The sequence below is a fragment of the Erwinia sorbitola genome, assembly GCF_009738185.1.
Lineage (GTDB): Bacteria > Pseudomonadota > Gammaproteobacteria > Enterobacterales > Enterobacteriaceae > Erwinia > Erwinia sorbitola.
On the sequence record NZ_CP046509.1, the window covers coordinates 2,454,705 to 2,478,520 of the forward strand.

Below are 23,816 nucleotides of genomic sequence, written 5' to 3' on the forward strand. Positions count from 1 at the left end.
ACAGAATAGTAAGCAAGCCTTATATACTAAATAAACATTAACACTGGCTTATTCTTCGTTAAAAAGTAGTATCAGACATTATTATCATCAGAATGGCGATGGCCGTAAATAGCCACCAGAGAGCCGCTATCGAGTGCTTCGTAGTAGTGCTTGCGACACACTGAAACGTAGCGCTCATTGCCTCCTATCTCCACCTGAGCCCCTTCTTTAAAGGGTTTACCGGTTTTATCGAGACGTAATACCATGCTGGCTTTTCTTCCACAGTGACAGATGGTTTTTAATTCAACGAGTTTATCCGACCATGCCAGAAGATAGTGACTGCCGATAAACAATTCACCACGAAAATCTGTACGCAGCCCGTAGCAAAGTACAGGTATATCTAAATTATCTACAACCTCAGATAATGCTTTGACCTGGTCACGCGTCAGGAATTGGCTCTCATCCACTAACACACAGTGTATCGGTTCCAGCTGGTGTTCTGCATTTATCTCATTAAACAGGGATGTGTTGTTATTATACAATTTTGCCGGGGAAGAAAGCCCAATACGTGAACTTACTCTGGCTGCGCCAAACCGGTTATCAATCTCTGCGGTATACACCAGCGTGCGCATTCCGCGCTCTTGGTAGTTATAAGAAGACTGTAACAACGCCGTTGACTTCCCGGCGTTCATCGCCGAGTAATAGAAATAAAGTTGAGCCATTAGCCCTGCTCCTAAAGTCACCAAAGAGGCCGGAGTGTATCATAAAGTCTGTTGTGGAACGCTTTCAACAGCGTATTATCAGCCGGATAAATAGCAGGGAAACCGGTGCGGATAGCACAGTCTGCGCAAGTTTTAACAATTAAGCATTGATTTCCTGTTACAGCATCCCTTCTGAAACGATGAGCACTAAAGAGCATTATTTCGCTAGCCCGCCATATTTACCCCGTCTCTTTTCGACTAATGATTACGCTCAATTAGCTTATTCGACTTTATTACAAAATTATCTATTGCAGTTCCTAATGGCGGACACTATTATTATCAGGCAGAAACATCCCTATCAATATAATTTAGAGAATTGGACAATGAGCGAAGCACTTAAAATTCTGAACAATATCCGTACGCTGCGTGCGCAGGCTAGAGAATGCAGCCTGGAAACTCTGGAAGAAATGCTGGAAAAACTGGAAGTCGTTGTTAATGAGCGCCGTGACGAAGAGACCCAGGCTCAGGCAGAAGTTGAAGAGCGTACCCGTAAACTTCAGCAGTACCGCGATATGCTGATCGCTGATGGTATTGATCCAAACGAATTGCTGTCTACTCTGGCTGCTGCTAAAGCACCAGGCAAAGCTAAACGCGCTGCACGTCCTGCTAAATATTCTTATACCGACGAAAATGGCGAAACCAAAACATGGACTGGTCAGGGTCGTACTCCGGTAGTTATCAAAAAAGCCATTGATGAGCAGGGCAAAAAGCTGGAAGATTTCCTTCTGTAATTCTGCTCAAGGTCCTTCTCTACTACCCTGTAATTAAATGGGGTTTTATTGGTCCTATTTTCAGTTATCCTCACCAGGTACAGATAAAAAAAAGGAAGCCTTTTGGCTTCCTTTTTCATTTTCTGACTGCGGAGAAAATTAAACCTTATAGAATTTTTTGTACCACGCAACAAAGTTCGCCACACCTTCATCTACAGAGGTTTTGGGCTTAAAGCCAATGGCCTTAAATAATGCGGTGGTATCAGCGCTGGTTTCCATCACATCCCCAGGCTGCATAGGCAGCATATTTTTCTCCGCCACCTGCCCCAGGGCATTTTCCAGCGCTTCAATATACGCCATGAGCGTGACCGGCTGACTGTTGCCGATATTATAAACCCGGTAAGGTGCAGAGCTGGTTGCCGGGCTGCCTGTCTCTACTGTCCACTCTGTATCCGCCTGCGGGATGACATCCTGTAGTCGTAAAATGGCCTCAGCGATATCATCTATATAGGTAAAGTCGCGGCGCATCTGACCGTGGTTATAAACGTCGATTTTTTCACCCGCAATAATTGCACGGGTAAACTTAAATAACGCCATGTCCGGGCGTCCCCACGGGCCGTACACGGTAAAGAAGCGCAATCCTGTCGTCGGAATACCATACAGATGAGAATAAGTATGAGACATCAATTCATTGGCTTTCTTCGTCGCAGCGTACAGCGAAACCGGGTGATCCACTGAATCATCCGTAGAGAACGGCATTTTACGGTTAAGGCCATAAACTGAGCTGGATGAGGCATACAGCAGGTGTTCCACCTGGTTATGACGACACCCTTCCAGAATATTGAGATGCCCAACCAGGTTGGAATCAGCATAGGCCAGCGGGTTTTCCAGTGAATAACGTACACCCGCCTGAGCGGCAAGATGGATTACTCGCTGAAAACGGTGAGAACGGAACAGCTCGGCAATGCCTTCGCGATCGGCAAGATCGCCTTTCACAAAGGTGAATTCGGGATGATGGTTAATTAGTTCAAGGCGTGATGTTTTGAGATTGACATCATAATAATCATTCAGGTTGTCGAGGCCGACAACCTGGTGACCGGCAGCAAGCAGACGTTGTGTGACATGAAAGCCAATAAAACCTGCCGCGCCGGTAACCAGATATTTCATACTACCCTCGTTTAATTATGCAATTTGTAGAGATGCTCCGCGGCCGATTGCATAATAAACAAAACCGCGTTTGCTGATTCTTTCTGGATCATACAGGTTACGACCATCAAAAATCACGGGTTCTTTCAGAGCATTTTTAATCACATCAAAATCAGGTGCACGGAAGTTCTGCCATTCAGTACAAATAACCAGACCATCGGCTCCCTGAAGTGCTGCTTCTTTGGTTCCCATCAGCTTCAAATCGCTGCGGTGACCATAGATGCGCTGTGCTTCATCCATTGCTTCCGGGTCGAAGGCCTGAACCGTCGCCCCTGCTTCCCACAGCGCTTCCATCAGGACGCGGCTGGAGGCTTCACGCATATCATCGGTGTTAGGCTTAAATGACAGCCCCCACACGGCAAAGGTTTTGCCCTGCAAATTCTCACCAAAATGACGTTTGATAAAGGTTGGCAGTTTGTTCTTCTGCGAATCGTTAACGTCCTCTACGGCCTGCAACAGACGCGGCTTATAGCCAATCTGCTCTGCGGTACGAATCAGCGCCTGAACGTCTTTCGGGAAGCAGGAACCACCGTAACCACAGCCAGGATAAATAAACGAATAACCGATACGTGAGTCAGAACCAATGCCCTGACGAACTTTTTCGACATCTGCACCCAGGCGTTCAGCAAGGTTGGAGATTTCGTTCATAAAGCTGATTTTAGTTGCCAGCATACAGTTTGCTGCATACTTGGTCAGTTCAGCACTACGAATGTCCATCAGGATCATACGATCGTGGTTGCGGTTGAACGGCTCGTACAGTTCGCGCAGCAGTTCGACAACCTCTTCGTTATCCGTGCCGACAACGATACGTTCTGGACGCATACAGTCGTTAACTGCGGCGCCTTCTTTCAGGAACTCAGGGTTAGAAACCACATCAAAAGTCAGCGAAACGCCGCGCTCTTTCAGAGTTTCTTCCATTACCTTACGTACACGATCGGCGGTGCCTACTGGTACAGTTGACTTGTCCAGCACCACTTTATGGTCTTTCATATGTTGCGCGATGGTACGCGCAACTGCTGTGACATATTTCAGGTCGGCAGAACCATCTTCATCCGGTGGCGTACCAACAGCAATAAACTGCATAACACCATGGTTGACGCCATCTTCAGCGTTAGTGGAGAACTTAAGGCGGCCCGCCTCGTAGTTCTGCATCACCAGCGGCGTCAAACCTGGTTCAAAAATGGGAATGATCCCTTTCTTCAGATTCTCGACTTTATTTTCGTCGACATCGATGCAAAGAACGTCATGTCCGACCTCGGCCAAGACCGCAGCCTGAACCAGACCAACATAGCCGATACCAAATACAGTGACTTTCATTGAATTGTCCCGGTTAGAAATTAAACTTACTTTTTATTACCGACGGTGGTTTCCAGCCAGGCTTTAAAATCGCTGCCCAATGTGTTGTGACGCACACCGTACTCAACGAAAGCCTGCATGTAACCCAGTTTGTTACCGCAGTCATGGCTTATACCTTTCAGGTGATAGGCTTCTACGGTCTCTTTTTCCATCAGCATAGCGATTGAGTCAGTCAGCTGAATCTCATCACCGGCACCTGGAGGGGTTTTTGCCAGCAGTGGCCAGATATCCGCAGACAGGATATAACGACCCACAACTGCGAGGTTAGATGGCGCTTTGTCAGCTTTTGGTTTTTCAACCACACCAACCATCGGTGCGCTGTCACCAGGCTTCAGCTCTGCGCCCTGGCAGTCAACGACGCCGTATGCAGTCACATCGGCTACCGGCTCAACCATAATCTGGCTGTGGCCCGTTTCGTCGAAACGTTTCATCATTTCTGCCAGGTTATCTTTTGACAGATCAGATTCGTATTCATCGATAATCACGTCTGGCAGGATAACTGCAACCGGCTCATTGCCGATTACTGGCCATGCACACATTACTGCGTGACCCAGGCCTTTAGCCAGACCCTGACGTACCTGCATGATGGTAACGTGTGGCGGACAGATTGACTGGATCTCTTCCAGTAGCTGGCGCTTAACGCGTTTTTCCAGCATCGCTTCCAGTTCGAAACTGGTATCGAAGTGGTTTTCAATGGAGTTTTTAGAAGAGTGCGTAACCAGCACAATCTCATTAATTCCAGCAGCGATACATTCATTGACGACATACTGAATCAGCGGCTTATCAACCAGCGGCAGCATCTCTTTTGGAATCGCTTTTGTGGCAGGCAACATACGCGTTCCCAAACCAGCAACCGGGATAACCGCTTTTTTTACTTTGGACTTATAGGCAGACATCAAAGTACCTCTCTTTAGGCCGTTCAAGTTATTACTTGATATGTCGAGTTAAAAAACGAAGTGAGTATACCAGTTGAACCCACGCGGATTTATCCTGGTTAAACCATTTCAGCGCAAATTAAGACTATTACCCAATTGTAAAGCTAATCCCTGGCCCTGTCTTGCAGGGCCAGATGAAAATAGTCGCGCTGAGGTTATTCCGCAGACAACATCAGGCGCAGCCTGCCTCCGGCACCCCACACCTGACACTGCCAGGCATCACAACGCTGGCTGATTTGGTTAAGATGTGTGCTACCGAGGGTTCCAAGAGGAACACCATTACTCAACTGGATCTGGTGGGTATGGATATTAAGAGTGGCGTTTAAACCAGCGGAAACCAGGATCAGGTTCTTTAATCCCTGGTGATAGTAACCAACCAGCAGCGGAAATTGCCCTTTCAGATTGGCCTGACGTAATAAAAGATTGACCTGCTTCAGCAACGCGCCAAGCTCAGGCAGACGAGGCCCCTGCCCTGAGAGCTGCTCCTGCAACAGACCATTAAACAGCGCTCGTAACAACAGGGCAGCCAGCACGCCATTGTCACCCGCACGGGTAACATCAAGGCAGTAGAAGGCCAGGTCTTTCTCTGACAGCGCCGCGACGTCCAGCACCAGCCCGGGCTGTTCGGCCATGGTAAGCTGGCGGTAGTTAATCCGGCAGTTGGCTATCGTCTGCTGAACCGGCGGTTGCAGCTCTTTAAGCAGTTTTGCGGCGGCCTGTGGATCGCTGACCAGCGCGTCCCAGTCCTGGAACAGCTGCTCATCCTCTTCCACCTTTGAAGTGAACATTGAGGGATAGAGGCATTCGAATACTGCCTCACGCAGACGGCCAAGGTCTTTTACCGGTTTCAGTAACACGTCCTGTACTCCAAGACGCAGAACATGCGCGATATCCGCCATATTCTCAGTGGCGGATATCACCAGAATCGGTAAAGCGCCGCCTTTGCTACGTACATGCTCAACCAGCTGAATACCCCCCATTCGCGGCATCGCCAGGTCACAAATCATCAAATCAGGAACAGAATGTCTCATCGTTTCAATTGCATGGATGCCGTCATCAGCCAGGCTGACGACCGCCCCTAAGGCAGTGAGGAAATTATCCAGCAGGGAACGGAAAACGACTTCGTCCTCGACAACGAGAATGTGTTTTCCGCTTAATGGCTTTTCCATTGTGTCCCCCTGCATAACAGATACCTCAATAGTGGTCTATAAACGCCCTTTGCGCCTCTCAGAATTGCCTGAAGTAGCATGCTTAATCGACCACGCTATTGTCTGTCACGCACCAGCGGTAACAGCTCGTCCATTTTTTTTTCAACGGATAATCTCCCCGCTTCAATCGCTTCCTCTGCCCGATGAAAATCCAGGGTGGAAATCTGCGGGCAAATTGGCTGTATAATGACGTCAGGTGGATCCCCCGCCATGCGGTTACGCTTAAGACGGTTTTCCAGTACCTGAATGGATGTGGACATGATCTCCATCGCGCCAGGCGTGTAGTTCATTTTGCGCGACGCGATACGTCCGATGCGCTGACGCAGGCGTCCCCCCCAGCTGTTGACCTCTGGTATCTGAACGTCCGGGTGTAATTCAGGCGTAACGGAGAACAGATCCTGCTGCATAAGATGGGCATCGTGCTGAAGATCGACGGCGATAACGATATCCGCCCCTAAGGCTCGCGTCAGAGAAACAGGTACAGGATTCACCACCGCACCATCTACCAGCCAGTAGCCGTTCCAGCTCACCGGAGCCAGCAAGCCTGGCATACTACAGGAGGCACGCACCGCCTGGTGGAGATCGCCCTCCGTCAACCATAGCTCACGTCCGGTGCTAAGGTTGGTTGCTACTGCGCCGAACGGCAGGCTGCACTGCTGAATGGTATCGCAGTCTATCAGCCTGCGTACATGGCTGAAAACGCGTTCGCCACGAATCAATCCACCGCGCTGCCATGAAAAGTCCATCAGGCGGATAACCTGCCAGTAGCTAAACGAGCGCACCCAGCGCTCCATTAATGGCAGGCGCTGAGTAGCATATGCCGCACCCACCAGCGCACCGACAGAGCATCCCGCGACCACATCAATACGTATTCCGGCACGTTCAAGAGCGTTAATCACCCCAATGTGCGCCCATCCTTTGGCTGCCCCCGAACCCAGCGCAAGCCCGATTTTTACCTGTCTCATTACACCTCTGGCCTGTGCACAACGATCAAAATGGCATCACCGCGCTTGCCCGGTTATTATGACGCCTGAATTTCTTTGCACCTGTTGTTAAAAATTTACGGAGTCAACGTGTCTGATCATTGTCCGTGCGGTAGCGGATTGCAGTATAGCCTATGTTGCGAACCGTATCTAAGCGGTAGCGCTCTCCCTGCCACACCAGAAATGCTGATGCGCTCTCGCTACACTGCCTATGTAAAGCAGGATACCGCCTATCTGGTGGCGACCTGGCACCCCTCGTGCCATGCGGAACGCTTTACTGCCAGTATTGAGGAGAGTTACGCCCACACCAGCTGGCTGGGCCTGACAATTATTAATAGCGAAACAGTGCCGGAAACATCACAAGGTTTTGTGACTTTTTTTGCCCGATTTATCGAAAATCAGCGTGAAAGTTTTATTCATGAACGTTCGCGCTTTCTTCGTGAGGAGCATCGCTGGTACTATATCGACGGAACTTTCCCGCCAATTGGGCGTAATGACCAGTGCCCCTGTGGCTCCGGTAAAAAATACAAGAAATGCTGCGGTCAGTCGTGACCCGGGTTTCCCTTTTGTATCGACAGGATTACCATCGCAATGCAAGCGCAAACACTGCAACGTAAAGTTCTACGCACCATCTGCCCTGACGCTAAAGGGCTGATCGCGAAAATTACCAATATTTGCTACAAGCACGAACTGAACATTGTGCAAAACAATGAGTTTGTTGATCACCGTACCGGTCGCTTTTTTATGCGTACCGAGCTGGAAGGCATTTTTAATGACAGCACGCTGCTGGCCGATTTGGACAGTGCTCTGCCTGTCGGCTCAGTACGTGAGCTGCACCCTGCTGGTCGCCGTCGTATTGTTATTCTGGTGACCAAAGAGGCGCACTGCCTGGGTGACCTCCTGATGAAAAGCGCTTACGGTGGTCTGGATGTAGAAATTGCCGCCGTTATCGGCAACCACGATACGCTGCGTACGCTGGTTGAACGTTTTGATATTCCATTCGTTCTGGTGAGCCACGAAGGTCTGACCCGCGATGAGCACGACAATAATATGGCAGCGGAAATTGACCGTTATCAGCCAGATTATGTGGTGCTGGCAAAATACATGCGCGTTCTGACGCCGGGCTTTGTGCAGCGCTATCCGAATCAGATTATTAATATTCACCACTCTTTCCTGCCTGCATTTATCGGCGCGCGCCCTTATCATCAGGCGTACGAGCGTGGGGTGAAAATCATTGGTGCTACGGCGCACTATGTGAATGATAATCTTGATGAAGGCCCGATCATTATGCAGGACGTGATCCATGTTGATCACACCTACACTGCGGAAGATATGATGCGCGCCGGTCGTGACGTAGAGAAGAATGCCCTGAGCCGTGCTCTTTATCAGGTACTGGCCCAGCGAGTGTTTGTTTACGGCAACCGCACCATTATTTTGTAACCCGGATAATGCTGTTTTGTCTGACAAATCAGCATCCCGGGCAAAAAAACGGCAAACACGCTACTTTATGCAAAACGGGGCTTTACAGCATCACTTCATCTGATATGATGCGCCCCGCTTAACAAGCATAGTAATCAGGCCAGTGGTGGGGTTCCCGAGCGGCCAAAGGGAGCAGACTGTAAATCTGCCGTCATCGACTTCGAAGGTTCGAATCCTTCCCCCACCACCATTTTATATTTCGCGATATAAAATGACTGTCACACCGTCTCATATTCCTTACGGGGAAGGATGAGAAGCTTCGACCGAAGTTCGAGTCGAACGCCAGTGAGACAACGCCATTTATGGCGGCCCGAAGGGCAAGGAGCGCAGCGACGCAGTCATCCTTCCCCCACCACCATTTTATATTTCGCGATATAAAATGACTGTCACACCGTCTCATATTCCTTACGGGGAAGGATGAGAAGCTTCGACCCGAAGTTCGAGTCGAACGCCAGTGAGACAACGCTTTTTACGAATTTGTACTTGTTAACACGCTTCCCCTGGTGGGGTTCCCGAGCGGCCAAAGGGAGCAGACTGTAAATCTGCCGTCATCGACTTCGAAGGTTCGAATCCTTCCCCCACCACCATCTTAATATTCCACCTGTTCCCATAATTACTGCTCACTTTCATATTCCCGCTGGGGAAGGATGAGAAGCTTCGACCGAAGTTCGAGTCGAACGTCAGTGAGACAACGCCATTTATGGCGGCCCGCAGGGCAAGGAGCGCAGCGACGCAGTCATCCTTCCCCCACCACCATCTTAATATTCCACCTGTTCCCATAATTACTGCTCACTTTCATATTCCCGCTGGGGAAGGATGAGAAGCTTCGACCGAAGTTCGAGTCGAACGTCAGTGAGACAACGCCATTTATGGCGGCCCGCAGGGCAAGGAGCGCAGCGACGCAGTCATCCTTCCCCCACCACCATCTTAATATTCCACCTGTTCACATAATTACTGCTCACTTTCATATTCCCGCTGGGGAAGGATGAGAACCTTCGACCCGAAGTTCGAGTCGAACGTCAGTGAGACAACGCCATTTATGGCGGCCCGCAGGGCAAGGAGCGCAGCGACGCAGTCATCCTTCCCCCACCACCATCTCAATATTCCACCTGTTCCCATAATCACTGCTCACTTTCATATTCCCGTTGGGGAAGGATGAGAACCTTCGACCCGAAGTTCGAGTCGAACGTCAGTGAGACAACGCCATTTATGGCGGCCCGCAGGGCAAGGAGCGCAGCGACGCAGTCATCCTTCCCCCACCACCATCTTAATATTCCACCTGTTCCCATAATTACTGCTCACTTTCATATTCCCGCTGGGGAAGGATGAGAAGCTTCGACCCGAAGTTCGAGTCGAACGTCAGTGAGACAACGCCATTTATGGCGACCGGCAGGGCAAGGAGCGCAGCGACACAGTCATCCTTCCCCCACCACCATCTTAATATTCCACCTGTTCCCATAATCACTGCTCACTTTCATATTCCCGCTGGGGAAGGATGAGAACCTTCGATCCGAACGCCTGAAAAAAGTTAACTCCATTCGATTCCCTATCGCAGCAATATTTCTTTCTCATGGCAAAACCTGCTACCATCTGGGCCTCTTTTCCCACGCAAAATGGCCTGTGCTATGAAATTTGTTTCTTTTAATATCAACGGGCTGCGTGCGCGCCCTCATCAGCTTCAAGCTATCGTTGAACAGCATCAGCCTGACGTTATCGGCCTGCAAGAAACGAAAGTCCACGATGATATGTTCCCGCTCGAAGAAGTCGCTAAACTGGGCTACCACGTGTTTTATCACGGACAAAAAGGTCACTACGGCGTAGCGCTACTCACCAAAGAGGAACCTCTTGCCGTGCGTCGTGGCTTTGAAGGTGATGATGAAGAAGCCCAGCGCCGCATTATTATGGCTGATATCCCTACGCCATCCGGGATTGTAACGGTGCTCAACGGCTATTTCCCTCAGGGTGAAAGCCGCGACCATCCCACAAAATTCCCGGCAAAAGAGAAATTCTACCGCGACCTTCAGGACTATCTTGAGCAGCAGCAAAACGCCGGCAATCAGGTGCTGATCATGGGTGATATGAATATCAGCAGCACCGACCTGGATATTGGTATCGGTGAGGAGAGCCGCAAGCGCTGGCTGCGTACCGGGAAGTGTTCTTTCCTGCCGGAAGAGCGTGAATGGATGGATCGTTTGATGAGCTGGGGTCTGGTGGATACCTGGCGCGCGCACAACCCGGAAGTTAACGATCGCTTCTCATGGTTCGACTATCGCTCCAAAGGTTTTGATGATAATCGCGGGCTGCGCATCGATCTGGTACTGGCCAGCAAACCGCTGGCAGAGCGCTGTATCGCTACCGGGATTGATTATGATATTCGCGCCATGGAAAAACCCTCAGACCATGCACCGATTTGGGCAGAGTTTTCACTGTAGTTAGTCATTAAGTTTCCAGGCTGATTTGATACAGCAGGAAGGCCGTCTGCCTCCCTGCTGTAGAGAGAAATGAGTTTACTTCACGATACGCCAGATCAGGTTGTTAGTGCCCAGCGACTGCTCATCGCGCGCACACTGTAACAGTACCCCCTCAGTTTTCAGCACCGCACCCTCGGTATAGCTCCGGTTTTCATAAACACAGCAACGCTGGCAAGGCTGCTGATTATTACTGTTTCCCTGCGTCCAGACTTCCGGTGGCATATCTACCACGACATCTGTATTACCTCCGCCGTTATTGCCACCGTTATTACCGTGACCGCTACTGATATAGCGCTCGGCCATGGTCGGGGCGCTGATGGCAAGCAGCAGCAGTACAGCAAGATGCAGTTTCATCACTCACTTTCCTTTTCTTTCGCCGCTTTACGGCGCGGTTTTTTTGCTTTGTTTGTTGCTGGTGCCGGTAAGCCGCGGAATGCATGTGCCGCAGGCTGCTGGCGCGCCTGATGAATCAGAGTGTGCAGCGTCTCAACCAGCGGAAACATAAAGTCCTGATAACGACACTGCTTTTCACTGATTTTAGTCAACGTTGATTCCCACTGCGCAGTCATATCTGGCCGTGCTGCCATCTCCGGCAGCGAGTGGATCAGCGCACGCCCTGCCGGGCTTGAGTGAATATAACGCCCTTTTTTAAATAAAAACGTACGTTTAAACAGCAGTTCGATAATACCGGCGCGTGTGGCTTCCGTCCCTAAACCATCGGTCGCACGCAGCACTTTCTTTAGATCTTTATCCTGAACAAAGCGCGCAATGCCCGTCATCGCTGAAAGCAGCGTCGCATCTGTAAAGGGACGCGGCGGCTGGGTTTGCTTCTCCACCACCTCTCCGCGCTCGCACAGCAGCTCATCGCCCTTCGCTACCACAGGCAACGGCGTGCCGTCATTCTCTTCATCGCGCTCTTTACTGCCAAGCAGCGCACGCCAGCCCGCTTCGGCGAGAAAACGCGCTTTGGCAATAAATTTACCGCCCGCGATATCCAGCTCTATGACGCATTTGCGATAGACCGCGTCCGGGCAGAACTGCATCAGGTACTGAGTGGCTATCAGCCGGTAGATCTGCTGCTCATTATCCGTCAGATTAACCTTGCTGCTGCGCGCCGTCGGCACGATGGCGTGGTGAGCATCAACCTTTTTATCGTCCCAACAGCGGTTCTTTTGATCGCTGTTGAAATCAGCGGGAGGTGTGAGGTCGGGCTGATGCGCGTTAATCGCATTCAGCACCGCCTGGCGCCCGGCAAAGTGCTCATCAGGCAGATAGCGGCTGTCAGAACGCGGATAGGTAATCAGCTTATGGGTTTCATACAGACGCTGGCAGGTATCAAGTACCGTCTGCGCACTAAGGCCAAAACGCTTACCCGCCTCAATCTGTAGCGCCGAGAGTGAAAACGGCAGCGGCGCGGTATCGTTCTCGCGCTTGTCGTTATAGCTGGTGACCAGCGCAGGCTGCCCGTTGATACGCGCCACCACATGTTCCGCCAGCGGACGATGCAGCAGACGCCCTTCTTCATCCTGATAAGGCTCACAGGAGTCACTCGGCTGCCAAAGAGCAACAAAGCGTTCATCCTTTGGCGTGACAATATGCGCTTTCACTTCAAAAAAATCTTTCGCCACGAAGTTTTCAATTTCTTCATCACGACGTACCACCAACCCGAGCACCGGAGTCTGCACACGCCCCACAGAGAGAACGCCGTCATACCCGGCGTTGCGCCCCAGCAGCGTATAGGCACGCGTCATATTGATGCCGTACAGCCAGTCAGCGCGTGACCGCGCCAGTGCGGAGACGCAAAGCGGAATAAATTCACGGTTTTCACGCAGACGACTTATCGCTCTTTCTACCGCCTGCGGGTTGAGGTCGTTAATCAGGCAGCGCTGCACCTGTGCCCGTTTTTCAGCGGGCATGGTGAGATAATCCAGAACTTCATCCACCAGCAGCTGGCCTTCACGATCGGGGTCACCGGCGTGAACCACAACGCTTGCCTGAGCCAGCAACCCTTTAATCACATTCAGCTGTTTGGCGACCGACGGGCGCGGTTGCAGCTGCCATTTTTCCGGGACAATAGGCAGATCCGCCAGCGACCAGCGGGCAAAACGACTGTTGTAGCTATCAGGCTGCGCCTGCTCTAAAAGGTGCCCCACACACCAGGTTACGACCTGGTCAGAACCACAGGCAATGTAACCATCCCCACGACGATGTGGTTTCGGCAAAACATCCGCAATAGCGCGGGCAAGACTGGGCTTTTCGGCAATAAACAAACGCATCCGGGGGTGAATTCCTGCTCAGAGTTTGACTTCAATAACGGCCCTTCCGGCCTGAGCCGTCAGGAGTTCGCCAACGGGTGTTAGCGAAATAGCGTGCCGGGCCGCAATGGCTTTAACATTAGCCTCTGCTCCCGGTAAGACGGCCAGTAACAGGCCGCCGGAGGTTTGCGGATCGCACAGCAGCTGACGCTGCATATCGCTCATGGTGCCCACCAGCGCTCCGTAACTGGCAAAGTTACGTTCAGTCCCTCCTGGCACACAACCCATGGCGATATACTCTTCCACGCCAGGCAGACGAGGAATAGCACTGAACCAGAGGTCGGCATGCAGCCCTGCACCCTGGCACATCTCACTCAAATGCCCCAGCAGGCCGAAGCCCGTAACGTCAGTCATCGCACTTACACCCGCTTCTGCGGCGAACGCGGCACCGATCTGGTTAAGCTGACACATAGTTTCCGTAGCCAGCCCGGCATGTTCAGGCAACAGCAGCGATCTCTTTTCTGCGGTGGTTAACACGCCAATACCCAGAGGTTTGGTAAGATAGAGGCGGCACCCCGGCACGGCGGCGCTGTTGCGCTTCACCTGATCGGTATTCACAATGCCCGTCACTGCCAGCCCGAAAATCGGCTCTGGTGCATCAATCGAGTGGCCCCCAGCCAGGCTGATCCCGGCCAGTTCGCAAACGCTGCGCCCACCTTCAATCACTTTACGCGCTATCTCCGGTGCCAGTATGTTAACCGGCCAGCCTAAAATAGCTATCGCCATTAGCGGTTTCCCCCCCATCGCCCAGATATCACTGATGGCGTTGGTGGCCGCGATACGACCGAAATCATAGGGATCGTCGACGATGGGCATAAAAAAGTCGGTGGTGCTGATAATCGCAGTACCGTTACCAAGGTCGTATACGGCTGCGTCATCACGGGTTTCATTGCCCACCAGCAGATTGGTATCCGCCCGCAGCGGGTGATCGCTGTGCAGGATGCGATCCAGCACCGCAGGAGAAATTTTACAACCGCAGCCTGCCCCATGGCTGTACTGCGTCAAACGAACAGGATTCTCGTTCATCTCTCTATCACTCAGAAATAGCTGACAAATGGCGCACTGTCCGGCGGCAGGATAGTGGTTGATGATTTCAGCTGCGGGGTACCCAGATAGAGGAAACCGACGATGGCATCCTGAGGGCGACAATGGAAGGCCTGACGTACCGCTTCATCTTCTGTCCATGCTCCGCTGCGCCAGATACCGTTAAACCCCTGTGCCGCTGCGGCCATCTGCATTGCCATTACGGCGCAACCGGCAGATACCAGCTGCTCCCAGCGCGGTACTTTCGGATGCTCTTCACAATGCGCAACCACGGTTATAATCATCGGCGCACGGTAAGGTGCCTGTTTCGCCTTCTCAATAGCTTTCTCATCGAGCTGTGCATCGCGCGAGGCTTTTTCCAGCAGCGCACTAAAACGGTCGCGACCTTCATTTTCAATAATGGTAAAACGCCACGGCTGCAAAGTACCATGATCCGGAGCGCGCATACCTGCATGAAGAATGTTCTCCAGCACCTCACCTGCCGGGGCTGGTGCGGTAAGACGGGATGCCGAACGACGGTTAACCAGTAATTCCAGAGCGTCCATAACTTCCTCCTGATGATGATGTTTATCCCGGTGAAACTAGCACAGGATGATGTTTTGTTACAGCATTGCGCTTTTTCCTGCTGACAATTACGCCACTGCTATTTAGGATGTGGAATATTATTGCCCGGTTTAGCGCTGGGGTTGTCGCTGACAACTGCATCGCGCCGGGTATTTCATTGCGAATATGGAGAGTTTATGCGCGTCTTGTGGCGGATTATCGCTAATTTTTTTAAGTGGACATGGCGGGTGCTGAATTTTGTACGCGAATTTATTCTTAACCTTTTCCTTGTCCTGCTGATCCTCGTCGGCGCGGGTATCTGGTTCCAGTATAACAGCGCCAGCACCCCGGCAGACGTTCAGAAAGGAGCACTGACCGTAGACCTCAGCGGTGTGGTGGTGGATAAACCATCCGTCAGCAATACCATGAGCAAAGTGAGCCGCCAGCTTCTGGGTGCCAGCAGCGATCGTCTGAAAGAGAACTCGCTGTTTGACATCGTGGACGCCATCCGACAGGCCAAAGGCGATGCGAAAATCACCGGGATGGTGCTCGATTTACGCAATTTCGCCGGAGCTGACCAGCCATCGCTGCAATATATTGGCAAAGCGCTGCGTGAATTCCGCGACAGCGGTAAACCAATTTACGCCAGCGGCGACAGCTACAGCCAGGCGCAATATTATCTCGCCAGCTTCGCTAATAAGATCTACCTCTCTCCGCAGGGAACGGTCGATCTGCACGGCTTTGCCACTAACGGGCTGTATTATAAAACGCTGCTGGATAAGCTCAAAGTCAGCTCCCACGTATTCCGCGTAGGCACGTATAAGTCAGCGGTAGAACCGTTCCTGCGTGACGATATGTCACCAGCAGCACGTGATGCCGACAGCCGCTGGGTAGGCGAACTCTGGCAGAACTACGTCAATACGCTGGCCGCTAACCGTCAGATTACTGCCGACCAGATTTTCCCGGGCGCACAGGGAGTGCTGGATGGCCTGCAAAAAGTTGGCGGTGATACAGCACAGTACGCGAAAGAGAATAAACTGGTTGATGAACTGGCTTCACCGTCTATCGTCGATCAGCAGCTGGTGAAAACTTTCGGCTGGGATAAAGAGGCGAAAGATTATAACGGCATCAGTATTTACGACTATCCGCTGAAAAATGCCCAGACCACCGACGGTAATGTCGCGGTGATTATGGCTAACGGTGCAATCATGGATGGCGAAGAGACTCCAGGAAGCGTTGGCGCTGACACCACCGCCATGGAGATCCGCGATGCGCGACTCGATCCTAAAATCAAAGCCATTGTGTTCCGCGTTAACAGCCCCGGCGGCAGCGTGACCGCATCTGAAAAGATTCGTGAAGAGCTGGCGGCAGCGAAAACAGCCGGTAAACCGGTGGTAGTTTCAATGGGCGGTATGGCAGCATCCGGCGGTTACTGGGTTTCTACTCCGGCTAACTACATTATTGCCAGCCCGAATACCCTCACCGGCTCTATCGGTATCTTTGGCGTTATCAACACCGTTGAGAACTCTCTGGATGCTATCGGCGTGCATACTGATGGCGTGGCAACTTCACCGCTGGCTGATGTTGCCAGCACCAAAGCGCTGCCAACCGAAGTTCAGCAGCTGATGCAGTTAAGCATCGAGAATGGTTATAAAAACTTCCTCGGTCTGGTAGCCAAATCGCGCAATAAAACCCCGGAGCAGATCGATCAGATTGCTCAGGGTCACGTATGGACAGGCAGCGATGCAAAAGCGAACGGACTGGTGGATGCGCTGGGTGATTTTGACGATGCCGTGGCCAAAGCCGCAGAGCTGGCCAAACTGAAACAGCCGCAGCTTAACTGGTATCAGAATGATCCAAGCCTGATTGAAGTGCTATTCAGTCAGGTTGACGCTTCGGCTCATGCGGCACTGCCTGCCACGCTGAAAGCCTGGCTCCCGGCACCGATGCTGGATGTGATGAATGCGATGAAAGATCAGCCCGGCCTGATGGGCAGCATGAATGATCCGCAGAACCGTTACGCATTCTGCCTCACCTGCGGCAACGTTAAATAACAGTGACGCCGTTCACTATTCAGCCCGACGCCAGCTGGTCGGGCTGCTTTTCCCCCGCTTTCCCCTTATACTGCGCTTTTTTGGCAAGTCTTGAGTTTACAAATGCAAAAGAAATCCATTTACGTCGCCTACACGGGCGGTACCATCGGGATGCAGCGCTCTGAGCATGGCTTTATCCCGGTATCCGGCCATCTGCAACGTCAGCTGGCGAATATGCCGGAATTTCATCGTCCGGAGATGCCTGATTTCACAATTCACGAATACCAGCCGCTGATTGACTCATCTGATATGACGCCGCAGGACTGGCAATCGATTGCGGATGATATTCGCCTGAACTATGACCACTACGATGGTTTTGTCATTTTGCATGGTACCGACACCATGGCATTTACCGCTTCTGCCCTGTCGTTCATGCTGGAAAATCTTGCCAAGCCGGTGATTGTGACAGGGTCACAAATCCCGCTGGAACAGCTGCGCTCCGACGGCCAGCAAAATCTGCTGAACTCGCTGTTTGTTGCCGCCAACTATCCAATCAACGAAGTCACGCTGTTTTTCAACAACACTCTCTATCGCGGTAACCGCACCACCAAGGCGCACGCAGACGGCTTTAACGCCTTTGATTCGCCAAATCTCGCCCCACTGCTGGAGGCGGGTATCCATATCCGTCGACTGAATACTCCAGCGGCACCGGCAGGCCAGGGGGAGCTGATCGTACATCCAATTACGCCGCAGCCTATCGGCGTAGTGACAATTTATCCGGGGATTTCCGCTGAAGTGGTGCGTAACTTCCTGCAACAGCCGGTTAAAGCACTGATCCTGCGCTCATACGGCGTCGGAAATGCACCACAAAATAAAGAGTTCCTGAAAGAGCTGAAAGAAGCCTCAGAGCGCGGCATTGTGGTTGTTAACCTTACGCAGTGTATGTCTGGCAAGGTCAATATGGGCGGTTATGCCACCGGGAATGCACTGGCGCTTGCAGGTGTGGTGAGCGGCGCGGATCTGACCGTTGAAGCCACGCTGACCAAACTGCACTTCCTTTTGAGTCAGGATCTGACCAGCGATGAAATCCGCCAGCTGATGAAACAGAACCTGCGCGGCGAACTGACCCCGGATTGATTTTAAAGGAGAGAAACATGCGTGAGCGTCAGGCATTGTTGTTGGTTGATCTGCAAAATGATTTTTGTGCCGGCGGTGCTCTGGCCGTTAATCAGGGCGAAGAGACCATCGCGGTGGCAAACCAGCTTGCCGCTGAATTCTGCGCGCGTGGTGAGCCGGTCATTGCCACGCTGGACTGGCATCCGGCTGGTCATGGCAGCTTCGCCAGCAGCGCAGGAACGCAGCCAGGCACACTGGGTGAGCTGCACGGCCTGCCGCAGGTGTGGTGGCCCGATCACTGTATCCAGCACAGCCAGGGCGCGCTTCTGCATCCTGCGCTGAACCAGACCCTGCTCACCTTGAAAGTTTACAAGGGTGAAAATCCTGAAATCGATAGCTACAGCGCTTTTTTCGACAACGGACGTCGCCAGCAGACCCGGCTGTACGAATGGCTCCAGCAGCACGATATCACTGCGCTGACGGTTATGGGCCTGGCAACGGACTACTGTGTGAAATACAGCGTGCTGGATGCGCTGACGCTGGGTTATCAGGTCACCGTAGTAAGCGCCGGATGTCGCGGAGTGAACCTGCGGGCCGATGACAGTGAAACGGCCCTCGCCGAAATGGCTCAGGCCGGGGCAAAAATCCTGTAGAGTGCTGAATGTTTCCGGGCCGGTTTCTACCGGCCTGCGGATAATTCCATTACGAATTATTCGTTAAGGAATAATTTATTGCAGTTTGATACGGGTGACCGCGTCATCCTCAATACCGAACTCTTCTTTCAGCTGTTTTTTACTTTTCATCACGATTTCTCCACCCCTGGCTACACTCATATGTTGCGGATTATCGTTATGACGTGCCTGCCAGAGTAAAACCAGTTGCAGGCTGTTCTCTTTCTGCTCCGGCGTAAGAGCGACACCGTCTGCCCATTTGCCGGTTTCTACCGCGGTGACGAGGCGCTGGTAAATATCAGGCGTCATGCTGGCGATCATCTCATCCAGTTCCATTGTAGCTCCTAGCCCTGAGTACTGTTGCCGTCTTCATCAGTGAAACTCAATGAAGCGGAGTTGACACAGAAACGCTCACCGGTTGGCTGCGGGCCATCAGGGAAGACATGACCAAGATGTGAATCACAGCTACCACAGCGAATTTCAATACGTTGCATGCCGTGAGTATCATCTTCAAGATAGCGAATAGCGTCATCGCTGTAAGGCTGATAGAAGCTCGGCCAGCCACAACCTGAGTCATATTTCGTCTCAGACAGGAACAGCGGCGCCTGACAAATCAGGCAGTGATAGATGCCTTCATCTTTGTTATGCAGCAGTTTTCCGGAGTACGGCGGTTCGGTTCCACGCTGCTGGGTAACGTAGCGCTGCATCTCATTTAACGCATTTTCGGGTGAGAAAGGTGTATCATCATTAGCCATGTTAGACTCTCTGGCAGTGTTATTCTGAAAAGATCGGCTAGTATTCTAACAAATACATAACAAGATCAGGTGAATTTTTCTTGTAGAGGGCACAACAAGATCCAGCCATGGCTGAATTTGTGATGCAGCTCACTATTTTAATCGTTCACCCCTTTGTATTCGGGCATTCTGCCCCAAGATCCATGTTGTTCGTGCGTCAAGAATAAGGTTTTGTGTTGAATAATTCCTGTGCGTCAGTTTGATTTGTCGCAACAATTGACACGATTCCGCTTGACGCCTGGTAAGGTTTTTGTAATTTTACAGCCAACCTTTTATTCACTATCAACAAGCTGGTGGAATATATGACTATCAAAGTAGGTATCAACGGTTTTGGCCGTATCGGTCGCATCGTTTTCCGTGCTGCTCAGGAACGTTCTGATGTAGAAATCGTTGCAATCAACGATCTGCTCGACGCTGAGTACATGGCTTACATGCTGAAATACGACTCAACTCACGGCCGTTTCAACGGAACCGTAGAAGTGAAAGACGGCCATCTGGTTGTTAACGGTAAAACCATCCGTGTTACCGCTGAACGTGATCCGGCTAACCTGAAGTGGGATGCAGTAGGCGTTGATGTGGTTGCAGAAGCGACCGGTATCTTCCTGACCGACGAAACTGCACGTAAACACATCCAGGCTGGCGCTAAGAAAGTTGTTCTGACTGGCCCATCTAAAGATGACACCCCAATGTTCGTTATGGGTGTAAACCACAAGTCATACGCTGGCCAGGATATCGTTTCTAACGCTTCCTGCACCACCAACTGCCTGGCACCACTGGCTAAAGTTATCAACGACAACTTCGGTATCGTTGAAGCGCTGATGACCACTGTTCACGCAACTACCGCTACTCAGAAAACCGTTGATGGCCCGTCTCACAAAGACTGGCGCGGCGGTCGTGGCGCATCTCAGAACATCATCCCTTCATCTACCGGCGCTGCTAAAGCTGTAGGTAAAGTGATTCCTGAGCTGAACGGCAAACTGACTGGTATGGCGTTCCGCGTTCCTACCCCTAACGTTTCTGTTGTTGACCTGACTGCACGTCTGGCTAAACCAGCATCTTACAAAGAAATTTGTGCTGCGATTAAAGCTGCTGCCGAAGGCGAAATGAAAGGCGTTCTGGGTTACACCGAAGACGAAGTTGTTTCTACCGATTTCAACGGTGAAACTCTGACTTCAATCTTCGATGCTAAAGCAGGTATCGCTCTGAGCGACACTTTCGTTAAACTGGTTTCCTGGTACGATAACGAAACTGGCTACTCCAACAAGGTTCTTGACCTGGTTGCTCACATCGCTAAATAAGCTTTGTGTTGAGTACGATACAGAGGGCGACGTTGTCGCCCTTTTTTTATGGTTAAATTTCAGAAGGCTGACTGATGAACGAGAAACTCTTTTCACTGCCCGTGATTAACCAGATATCCCCTTACCTCTCACAGCGCCAGATTGGCGAACTCCCGGTCGTGGTGGTGGCGCATCCTAAAGTCCGCGCCGCCGTGACCTTACAGGGCGCGCAGCTGATTGCATGGCAACCTGCCGGTGAAAAACCAGTGATCTGGTTAAGTGATAAAACCGCCTGGACTGCGGGTAAGGCAATACGCGGCGGTGTACCAATCTGCTGGCCGTGGTTTGGCCCGGCGGGTGAGCCTGCCCATGGTTTTGCCCGCATTCTGCCGTGGACGCTGACCGCGCACGATGAAAACGAAAACAGCGTAATGCTGACCTTTGAATTAAAAAGCAGTGAGCAGAGCAAAAAGCTCTGGCCACACGATTTTACCCTGCTCGCCCGCTTCCGTTTTAGTGACCGCTGTGAAATTGAGCTGGAAGCCCACGGTGACTATGAAGCCACTGCTGCACTGCACAGCTATTTCGAAGTCGCGGATATTGACGGCGTAGAAGTAAGTGGTCTTGGCGAAAGCTATATTGATAAGGTCAATAACGGCGTTATTGGAACTTCTGCTGACGGCAAACAGACCTATCCGCAGCGAATTGACCGTATCTATACGCAACCCGCAGATTGCAGCGTGATTGAAGATCAGGCCGGTCAGCGCGCCATTGAGGTTTACCACCACCATCAAAGTGACGTTGTCACGTGGAATCCCGGTGCGGAACTCTCTTGCAGCATGGGTGATATGGCTAATGAGGGTTATAAAACCATGGTGTGTGTGGAAACTGCCCACGTCAGTAAGCCGATGGTAAGTGCGGGTGAACAACCTGCCCGTCTGGCGACCACCTTCCGCGTACGCAGCAAGCGTTAACGCGAACCGGAGCGACCTGCTAATGGTCGCTCCGTTATCTGGACAGAACTGGAAAGCTAAACCACATCCAGCGGCAGTTTGGTGGCAGGAGGCGGGAAAGCCTGGTTAATAAGTGCCAGCTCTTCGCCGGACAGAACCACATCCAGCGCCGACGCATTATCGTAAACATGAGCAATGCTGCTTGCTTTTGGAATGGCCATCACACCATCTTTACGAATTACCCACGCCAGCAGCACCTGCGCCACGCTAATGCCCTTTTGTTGTGCAATCTGAACAAGCACCGGGTGGTTCATCAACTCTGCACGTAGCCGCCCTGCCTGCGCCAGAGGACAATAGGCCATCACTGGCATTCCCAGCCGCTGACACTCAGGCAGTAAATCGTATTCAATACCGCGTGAGGCCAGATGATACAGCACCTGGTTAGTAGCGCACTCCTCGCCTCGCTGTTCGCCGAGCAGTTCATGGAGATCGTCAGTGTCAAAATTGGAGACACCCCAGCGGCGAATTTTCCCCTGCTGCAGTAGTTTTTCCATTGCGCGCAGAGTCTCTTCCAGAGGAATGTTACCTCGCCAGTGAAGCAGATAGAGGTCAAGATAATCAGTATCTAAGCGGGCCAGGCTACGTTCGCAGGCGCCTATGGCATCCGCTTCGCTGGCATTCCACGGATAGACTTTCGACACTAAAAATGCCTTGTCACGTCGCCCCTGCAACGCTTCCCCCACCACCCGCTCGGCACCGCCTTCTGCATACATTTCGGCGGTATCAATCAGGGTCAGACCTCTTTCCAGTCCGGCCTGAAGTGCAGCTACTTCCTGGCTGCGCTGCGCGCTTTCTTCCCCCATAAACCAGGTGCCCTGGCCTATGGCTGGCAGGATGGTGCCATCTGTAAATGTGACTGTTCTGTTCATCAGTTCTCCCTGCACTGTTTCAGAGCACTGCCGCGATCAAAAAGGGCGCAAAGCGCCCTTTTTTAGTGCATTGTCACGGCATCAGAAGGTGTAGCTAATTCCGGTCCATAGTAACATTTGCGAATCCCGGTCAACCATTGGGCTATCTTTGATTTCATCACCCAGGCGCATGTAACGTCCGGACAGCGTCGCATTCCAGTGGTCACTGAAGTTCCAGCCAGCACTCAGCTCAATGTACGGGCTCCAGCTGCTGTCAGGATCATAGCTGTTCAGGCCACTGCGGCGTGATTCTGCGGATGAAATACCATAATAATAGTCATTCTGGTTGGAACTGTTCCACAGTGCGCCGATACCCGGGGTAAGATTAAACTGACCAAATTCAAAGCGATAGAGATAGGTCAGATCCCAGATAATCCCGTTACTGTTATCCAGCATATCGCCCACCAGCGTGGTACGTACGATACCCCAGTCCGCTGAGTGGCGATAAGCCAGGCCCCCCATCAGTGTCATATGACGCTTGTTCAGCGACTTCATATCGCCGTCATCGGCATCGTCCGGGTCATAGTTCTGCGGTGAACCCACAATCGTCAGTGACAGCTGATCCTGCTGGTCTTTCCACAGAAAATATCCGGCCTGAAGAGAGCGGATATAAAAGCTGTCACCCTCATAGTTGATAATCGGTACAGGGTAGTAACGATCCTGTCCGCTTTTATATGGGCTCTGGCTGTAAAGCAGCGATGCCCCCAGCGTTAACGGGTTTGCTTGTGCGAGAGGAGCCGCAAAACAGAGAGGTAAAAGGGCAGTAAGCGCCGTAAGTTTGAATTGGTTCACAATTTATTCAGTCCATTAATATAACAATCAATTTATCATTTTAAACAATATGGTCGCATAAGGTCATAAATTTACATAACTGGTCGCACATATAATCAATCACCCTACGAAATCTGATCGTTAACCCGGTGGGAATTTTTACAAAAAGCCGTCAGGCCGCATCAGATAAGGGGATTGTAAAGATAGTTTTTAACTTTGTTATTGAAATTTCATCGAAAATGG

23 protein-coding genes, 2 tRNA genes and 6 other RNA genes are annotated in these 23,816 nt (G+C 51.6%); 17 read left to right on the forward strand and 14 right to left on the reverse strand.

The features are described from left to right. Positions 1-71: 71 nt before the first annotated feature. Complete coding sequence (gene tdk / locus GN242_RS10920; protein ID WP_154751060.1) at positions 72-701, reverse strand: thymidine kinase; 630 nt, start codon at positions 699-701, stop codon at positions 72-74. Between the two features lie 362 nt (positions 702-1,063). On the opposite strand from tdk, the gene hns reads away from it, so the two are divergent. Beyond that, positions 1,064-1,471: a histone-like nucleoid-structuring protein H-NS gene (hns, locus tag GN242_RS10925; RefSeq protein ID WP_156287477.1), complete on the forward strand. Its 408-nt coding sequence runs from the start codon at positions 1,064-1,066 to the stop codon at positions 1,469-1,471. A gap of 138 nt (positions 1,472-1,609) precedes the next feature. Here hns and GN242_RS10930 read toward each other — a convergent pair whose 3' ends face one another. From GN242_RS10930 to rssA, 5 genes are all read right to left on the reverse strand, one after another. Further along, entirely contained in the window at positions 1,610-2,617 is a 1,008-nt protein-coding gene (locus GN242_RS10930; RefSeq protein WP_154751058.1) for an NAD-dependent epimerase, read from the reverse strand. 15 nt (positions 2,618-2,632) lie between these two features. Beyond that, complete coding sequence (locus tag GN242_RS10935) at positions 2,633-3,973, reverse strand: UDP-glucose dehydrogenase family protein (protein WP_154751057.1); 1,341 nt, start codon at positions 3,971-3,973, stop codon at positions 2,633-2,635. Between the two features lie 26 nt (positions 3,974-3,999). Continuing rightward, the gene (gene galU, locus GN242_RS10940; protein ID WP_154751056.1) at positions 4,000-4,908 is read right to left on the reverse strand and encodes a UTP--glucose-1-phosphate uridylyltransferase GalU; all 909 of its coding nucleotides are present in this window, start codon (positions 4,906-4,908) and stop codon (positions 4,000-4,002) included. A 194-nt stretch (positions 4,909-5,102) separates the two neighbouring features. Continuing rightward, complete coding sequence (gene rssB, locus GN242_RS10945; RefSeq protein ID WP_154751055.1) at positions 5,103-6,116, reverse strand: two-component system response regulator RssB; 1,014 nt, start codon at positions 6,114-6,116, stop codon at positions 5,103-5,105. Positions 6,117-6,211: 95 nt separating this feature from the next. Further along, positions 6,212-7,120: a patatin-like phospholipase RssA gene (gene rssA, locus GN242_RS10950; protein ID WP_154751054.1), complete on the reverse strand. Its 909-nt coding sequence runs from the start codon at positions 7,118-7,120 to the stop codon at positions 6,212-6,214. A 108-nt stretch (positions 7,121-7,228) separates the two neighbouring features. On the opposite strand from rssA, the gene GN242_RS10955 reads away from it, so the two are divergent. The 11 genes from GN242_RS10955 (at position 7,229) to xthA (ending at position 11,049) form a co-directional block, all read left to right on the forward strand. Further along, the gene (locus tag GN242_RS10955) at positions 7,229-7,690 is read left to right on the forward strand and encodes a YchJ family protein (protein WP_156287478.1); all 462 of its coding nucleotides are present in this window, start codon (positions 7,229-7,231) and stop codon (positions 7,688-7,690) included. A gap of 39 nt (positions 7,691-7,729) precedes the next feature. Beyond that, complete coding sequence (gene purU, locus GN242_RS10960) at positions 7,730-8,578, forward strand: formyltetrahydrofolate deformylase (RefSeq protein ID WP_154751053.1); 849 nt, start codon at positions 7,730-7,732, stop codon at positions 8,576-8,578. Between the two features lie 144 nt (positions 8,579-8,722). Then, a tRNA-Tyr gene (locus tag GN242_RS10965) sits at positions 8,723-8,807 on the forward strand. Between the two features lie 38 nt (positions 8,808-8,845). Beyond that, a non-coding RNA gene (locus GN242_RS10970) (RtT sRNA) lies at positions 8,846-8,975 on the forward strand. Between the two features lie 144 nt (positions 8,976-9,119). Next, positions 9,120-9,204: transfer RNA gene (locus GN242_RS10975), tRNA-Tyr, on the forward strand. Positions 9,205-9,243: 39 nt separating this feature from the next. Beyond that, positions 9,244-9,373: non-coding RNA, RtT sRNA (locus tag GN242_RS10980), on the forward strand. 39 nt (positions 9,374-9,412) lie between these two features. Further along, positions 9,413-9,542: non-coding RNA, RtT sRNA (locus tag GN242_RS10985), on the forward strand. A gap of 39 nt (positions 9,543-9,581) precedes the next feature. Next, positions 9,582-9,712: non-coding RNA, RtT sRNA (locus GN242_RS10990), on the forward strand. Between the two features lie 39 nt (positions 9,713-9,751). Then, positions 9,752-9,882: non-coding RNA, RtT sRNA (locus GN242_RS10995), on the forward strand. A 39-nt stretch (positions 9,883-9,921) separates the two neighbouring features. After that, positions 9,922-10,052, forward strand: a non-coding RNA gene (locus GN242_RS11000) — RtT sRNA. Positions 10,053-10,242: 190 nt separating this feature from the next. Beyond that, positions 10,243-11,049, forward strand: a complete 807-nt coding sequence (gene xthA / locus GN242_RS11005; protein WP_154751052.1) for an exodeoxyribonuclease III — start codon at positions 10,243-10,245, stop codon at positions 11,047-11,049. A gap of 75 nt (positions 11,050-11,124) precedes the next feature. Here the strand turns inward: xthA and GN242_RS11010 are convergent, their stop codons facing one another. The 4 genes from GN242_RS11010 to GN242_RS11025 are packed head-to-tail and all read right to left on the reverse strand — an operon-like array spanning position 11,125 to position 14,992. Beyond that, a complete protein-coding gene (locus tag GN242_RS11010) occupies positions 11,125-11,442 on the reverse strand; it encodes a YnjH family protein (RefSeq protein ID WP_156288257.1) in 318 nt (105 codons plus the stop codon). Further along, positions 11,442-13,364 (reverse strand): DNA topoisomerase III, encoded by a 1,923-nt coding sequence (locus GN242_RS11015; RefSeq protein WP_154751050.1) that lies wholly within the window; start codon positions 13,362-13,364, stop codon positions 11,442-11,444. The genes GN242_RS11010 and GN242_RS11015 overlap by 1 nt, the downstream gene beginning before the upstream one ends. A gap of 18 nt (positions 13,365-13,382) precedes the next feature. Further along, positions 13,383-14,429 (reverse strand): selenide, water dikinase SelD, encoded by a 1,047-nt coding sequence (gene selD, locus GN242_RS11020; protein WP_156287479.1) that lies wholly within the window; start codon positions 14,427-14,429, stop codon positions 13,383-13,385. A gap of 11 nt (positions 14,430-14,440) precedes the next feature. Further along, entirely contained in the window at positions 14,441-14,992 is a 552-nt protein-coding gene (locus GN242_RS11025) for an NAD(P)H nitroreductase (protein WP_154751048.1), read from the reverse strand. Positions 14,993-15,187: 195 nt separating this feature from the next. On the opposite strand from GN242_RS11025, the gene sppA reads away from it, so the two are divergent. The 3 genes from sppA (at position 15,188) to pncA (ending at position 18,792) form a co-directional block, all read left to right on the forward strand. Next, a complete protein-coding gene (gene sppA / locus GN242_RS11030; protein ID WP_156287480.1) occupies positions 15,188-17,044 on the forward strand; it encodes a signal peptide peptidase SppA in 1,857 nt (618 codons plus the stop codon). A gap of 102 nt (positions 17,045-17,146) precedes the next feature. Beyond that, positions 17,147-18,160, forward strand: coding sequence for an asparaginase (ansA, locus tag GN242_RS11035; RefSeq protein WP_154751046.1), 1,014 nt, complete (start codon positions 17,147-17,149; stop codon positions 18,158-18,160). Between the two features lie 17 nt (positions 18,161-18,177). Further along, positions 18,178-18,792 carry a bifunctional nicotinamidase/pyrazinamidase gene (pncA, locus tag GN242_RS11040; protein ID WP_156287481.1) on the forward strand — a complete coding sequence of 205 codons (615 nt, stop codon included), beginning with the start codon at positions 18,178-18,180 and terminating at the stop codon, positions 18,790-18,792. A 75-nt stretch (positions 18,793-18,867) separates the two neighbouring features. On the opposite strand, the gene GN242_RS11045 is transcribed toward pncA, so the two are convergent. Together GN242_RS11045 and msrB are read right to left on the reverse strand one after the other, a co-directional pair. After that, positions 18,868-19,146, reverse strand: a complete 279-nt coding sequence (locus tag GN242_RS11045; protein WP_156287482.1) for a YeaC family protein — start codon at positions 19,144-19,146, stop codon at positions 18,868-18,870. An 8-nt stretch (positions 19,147-19,154) separates the two neighbouring features. Next, positions 19,155-19,565 (reverse strand): peptide-methionine (R)-S-oxide reductase MsrB, encoded by a 411-nt coding sequence (gene msrB, locus GN242_RS11050; protein ID WP_154751043.1) that lies wholly within the window; start codon positions 19,563-19,565, stop codon positions 19,155-19,157. A gap of 341 nt (positions 19,566-19,906) precedes the next feature. On the opposite strand from msrB, the gene gapA reads away from it, so the two are divergent. Next, on the forward strand, positions 19,907-20,902 hold the full coding sequence (gene gapA / locus GN242_RS11055) for a glyceraldehyde-3-phosphate dehydrogenase (RefSeq protein WP_154751042.1): 996 nt from the start codon (positions 19,907-19,909) through the stop codon (positions 20,900-20,902). A gap of 74 nt (positions 20,903-20,976) precedes the next feature. Beyond that, the gene (locus GN242_RS11060) at positions 20,977-21,855 is read left to right on the forward strand and encodes a D-hexose-6-phosphate mutarotase (protein ID WP_154751041.1); all 879 of its coding nucleotides are present in this window, start codon (positions 20,977-20,979) and stop codon (positions 21,853-21,855) included. 56 nt (positions 21,856-21,911) lie between these two features. Here the strand turns inward: GN242_RS11060 and GN242_RS11065 are convergent, their stop codons facing one another. Then, positions 21,912-22,763 (reverse strand): aldo/keto reductase, encoded by an 852-nt coding sequence (locus GN242_RS11065; protein ID WP_156287484.1) that lies wholly within the window; start codon positions 22,761-22,763, stop codon positions 21,912-21,914. 81 nt (positions 22,764-22,844) lie between these two features. Beyond that, positions 22,845-23,594, reverse strand: a complete 750-nt coding sequence (locus GN242_RS11070; RefSeq protein WP_156287485.1) for a MipA/OmpV family protein — start codon at positions 23,592-23,594, stop codon at positions 22,845-22,847. Positions 23,595-23,816 lie beyond the last annotated feature (222 nt).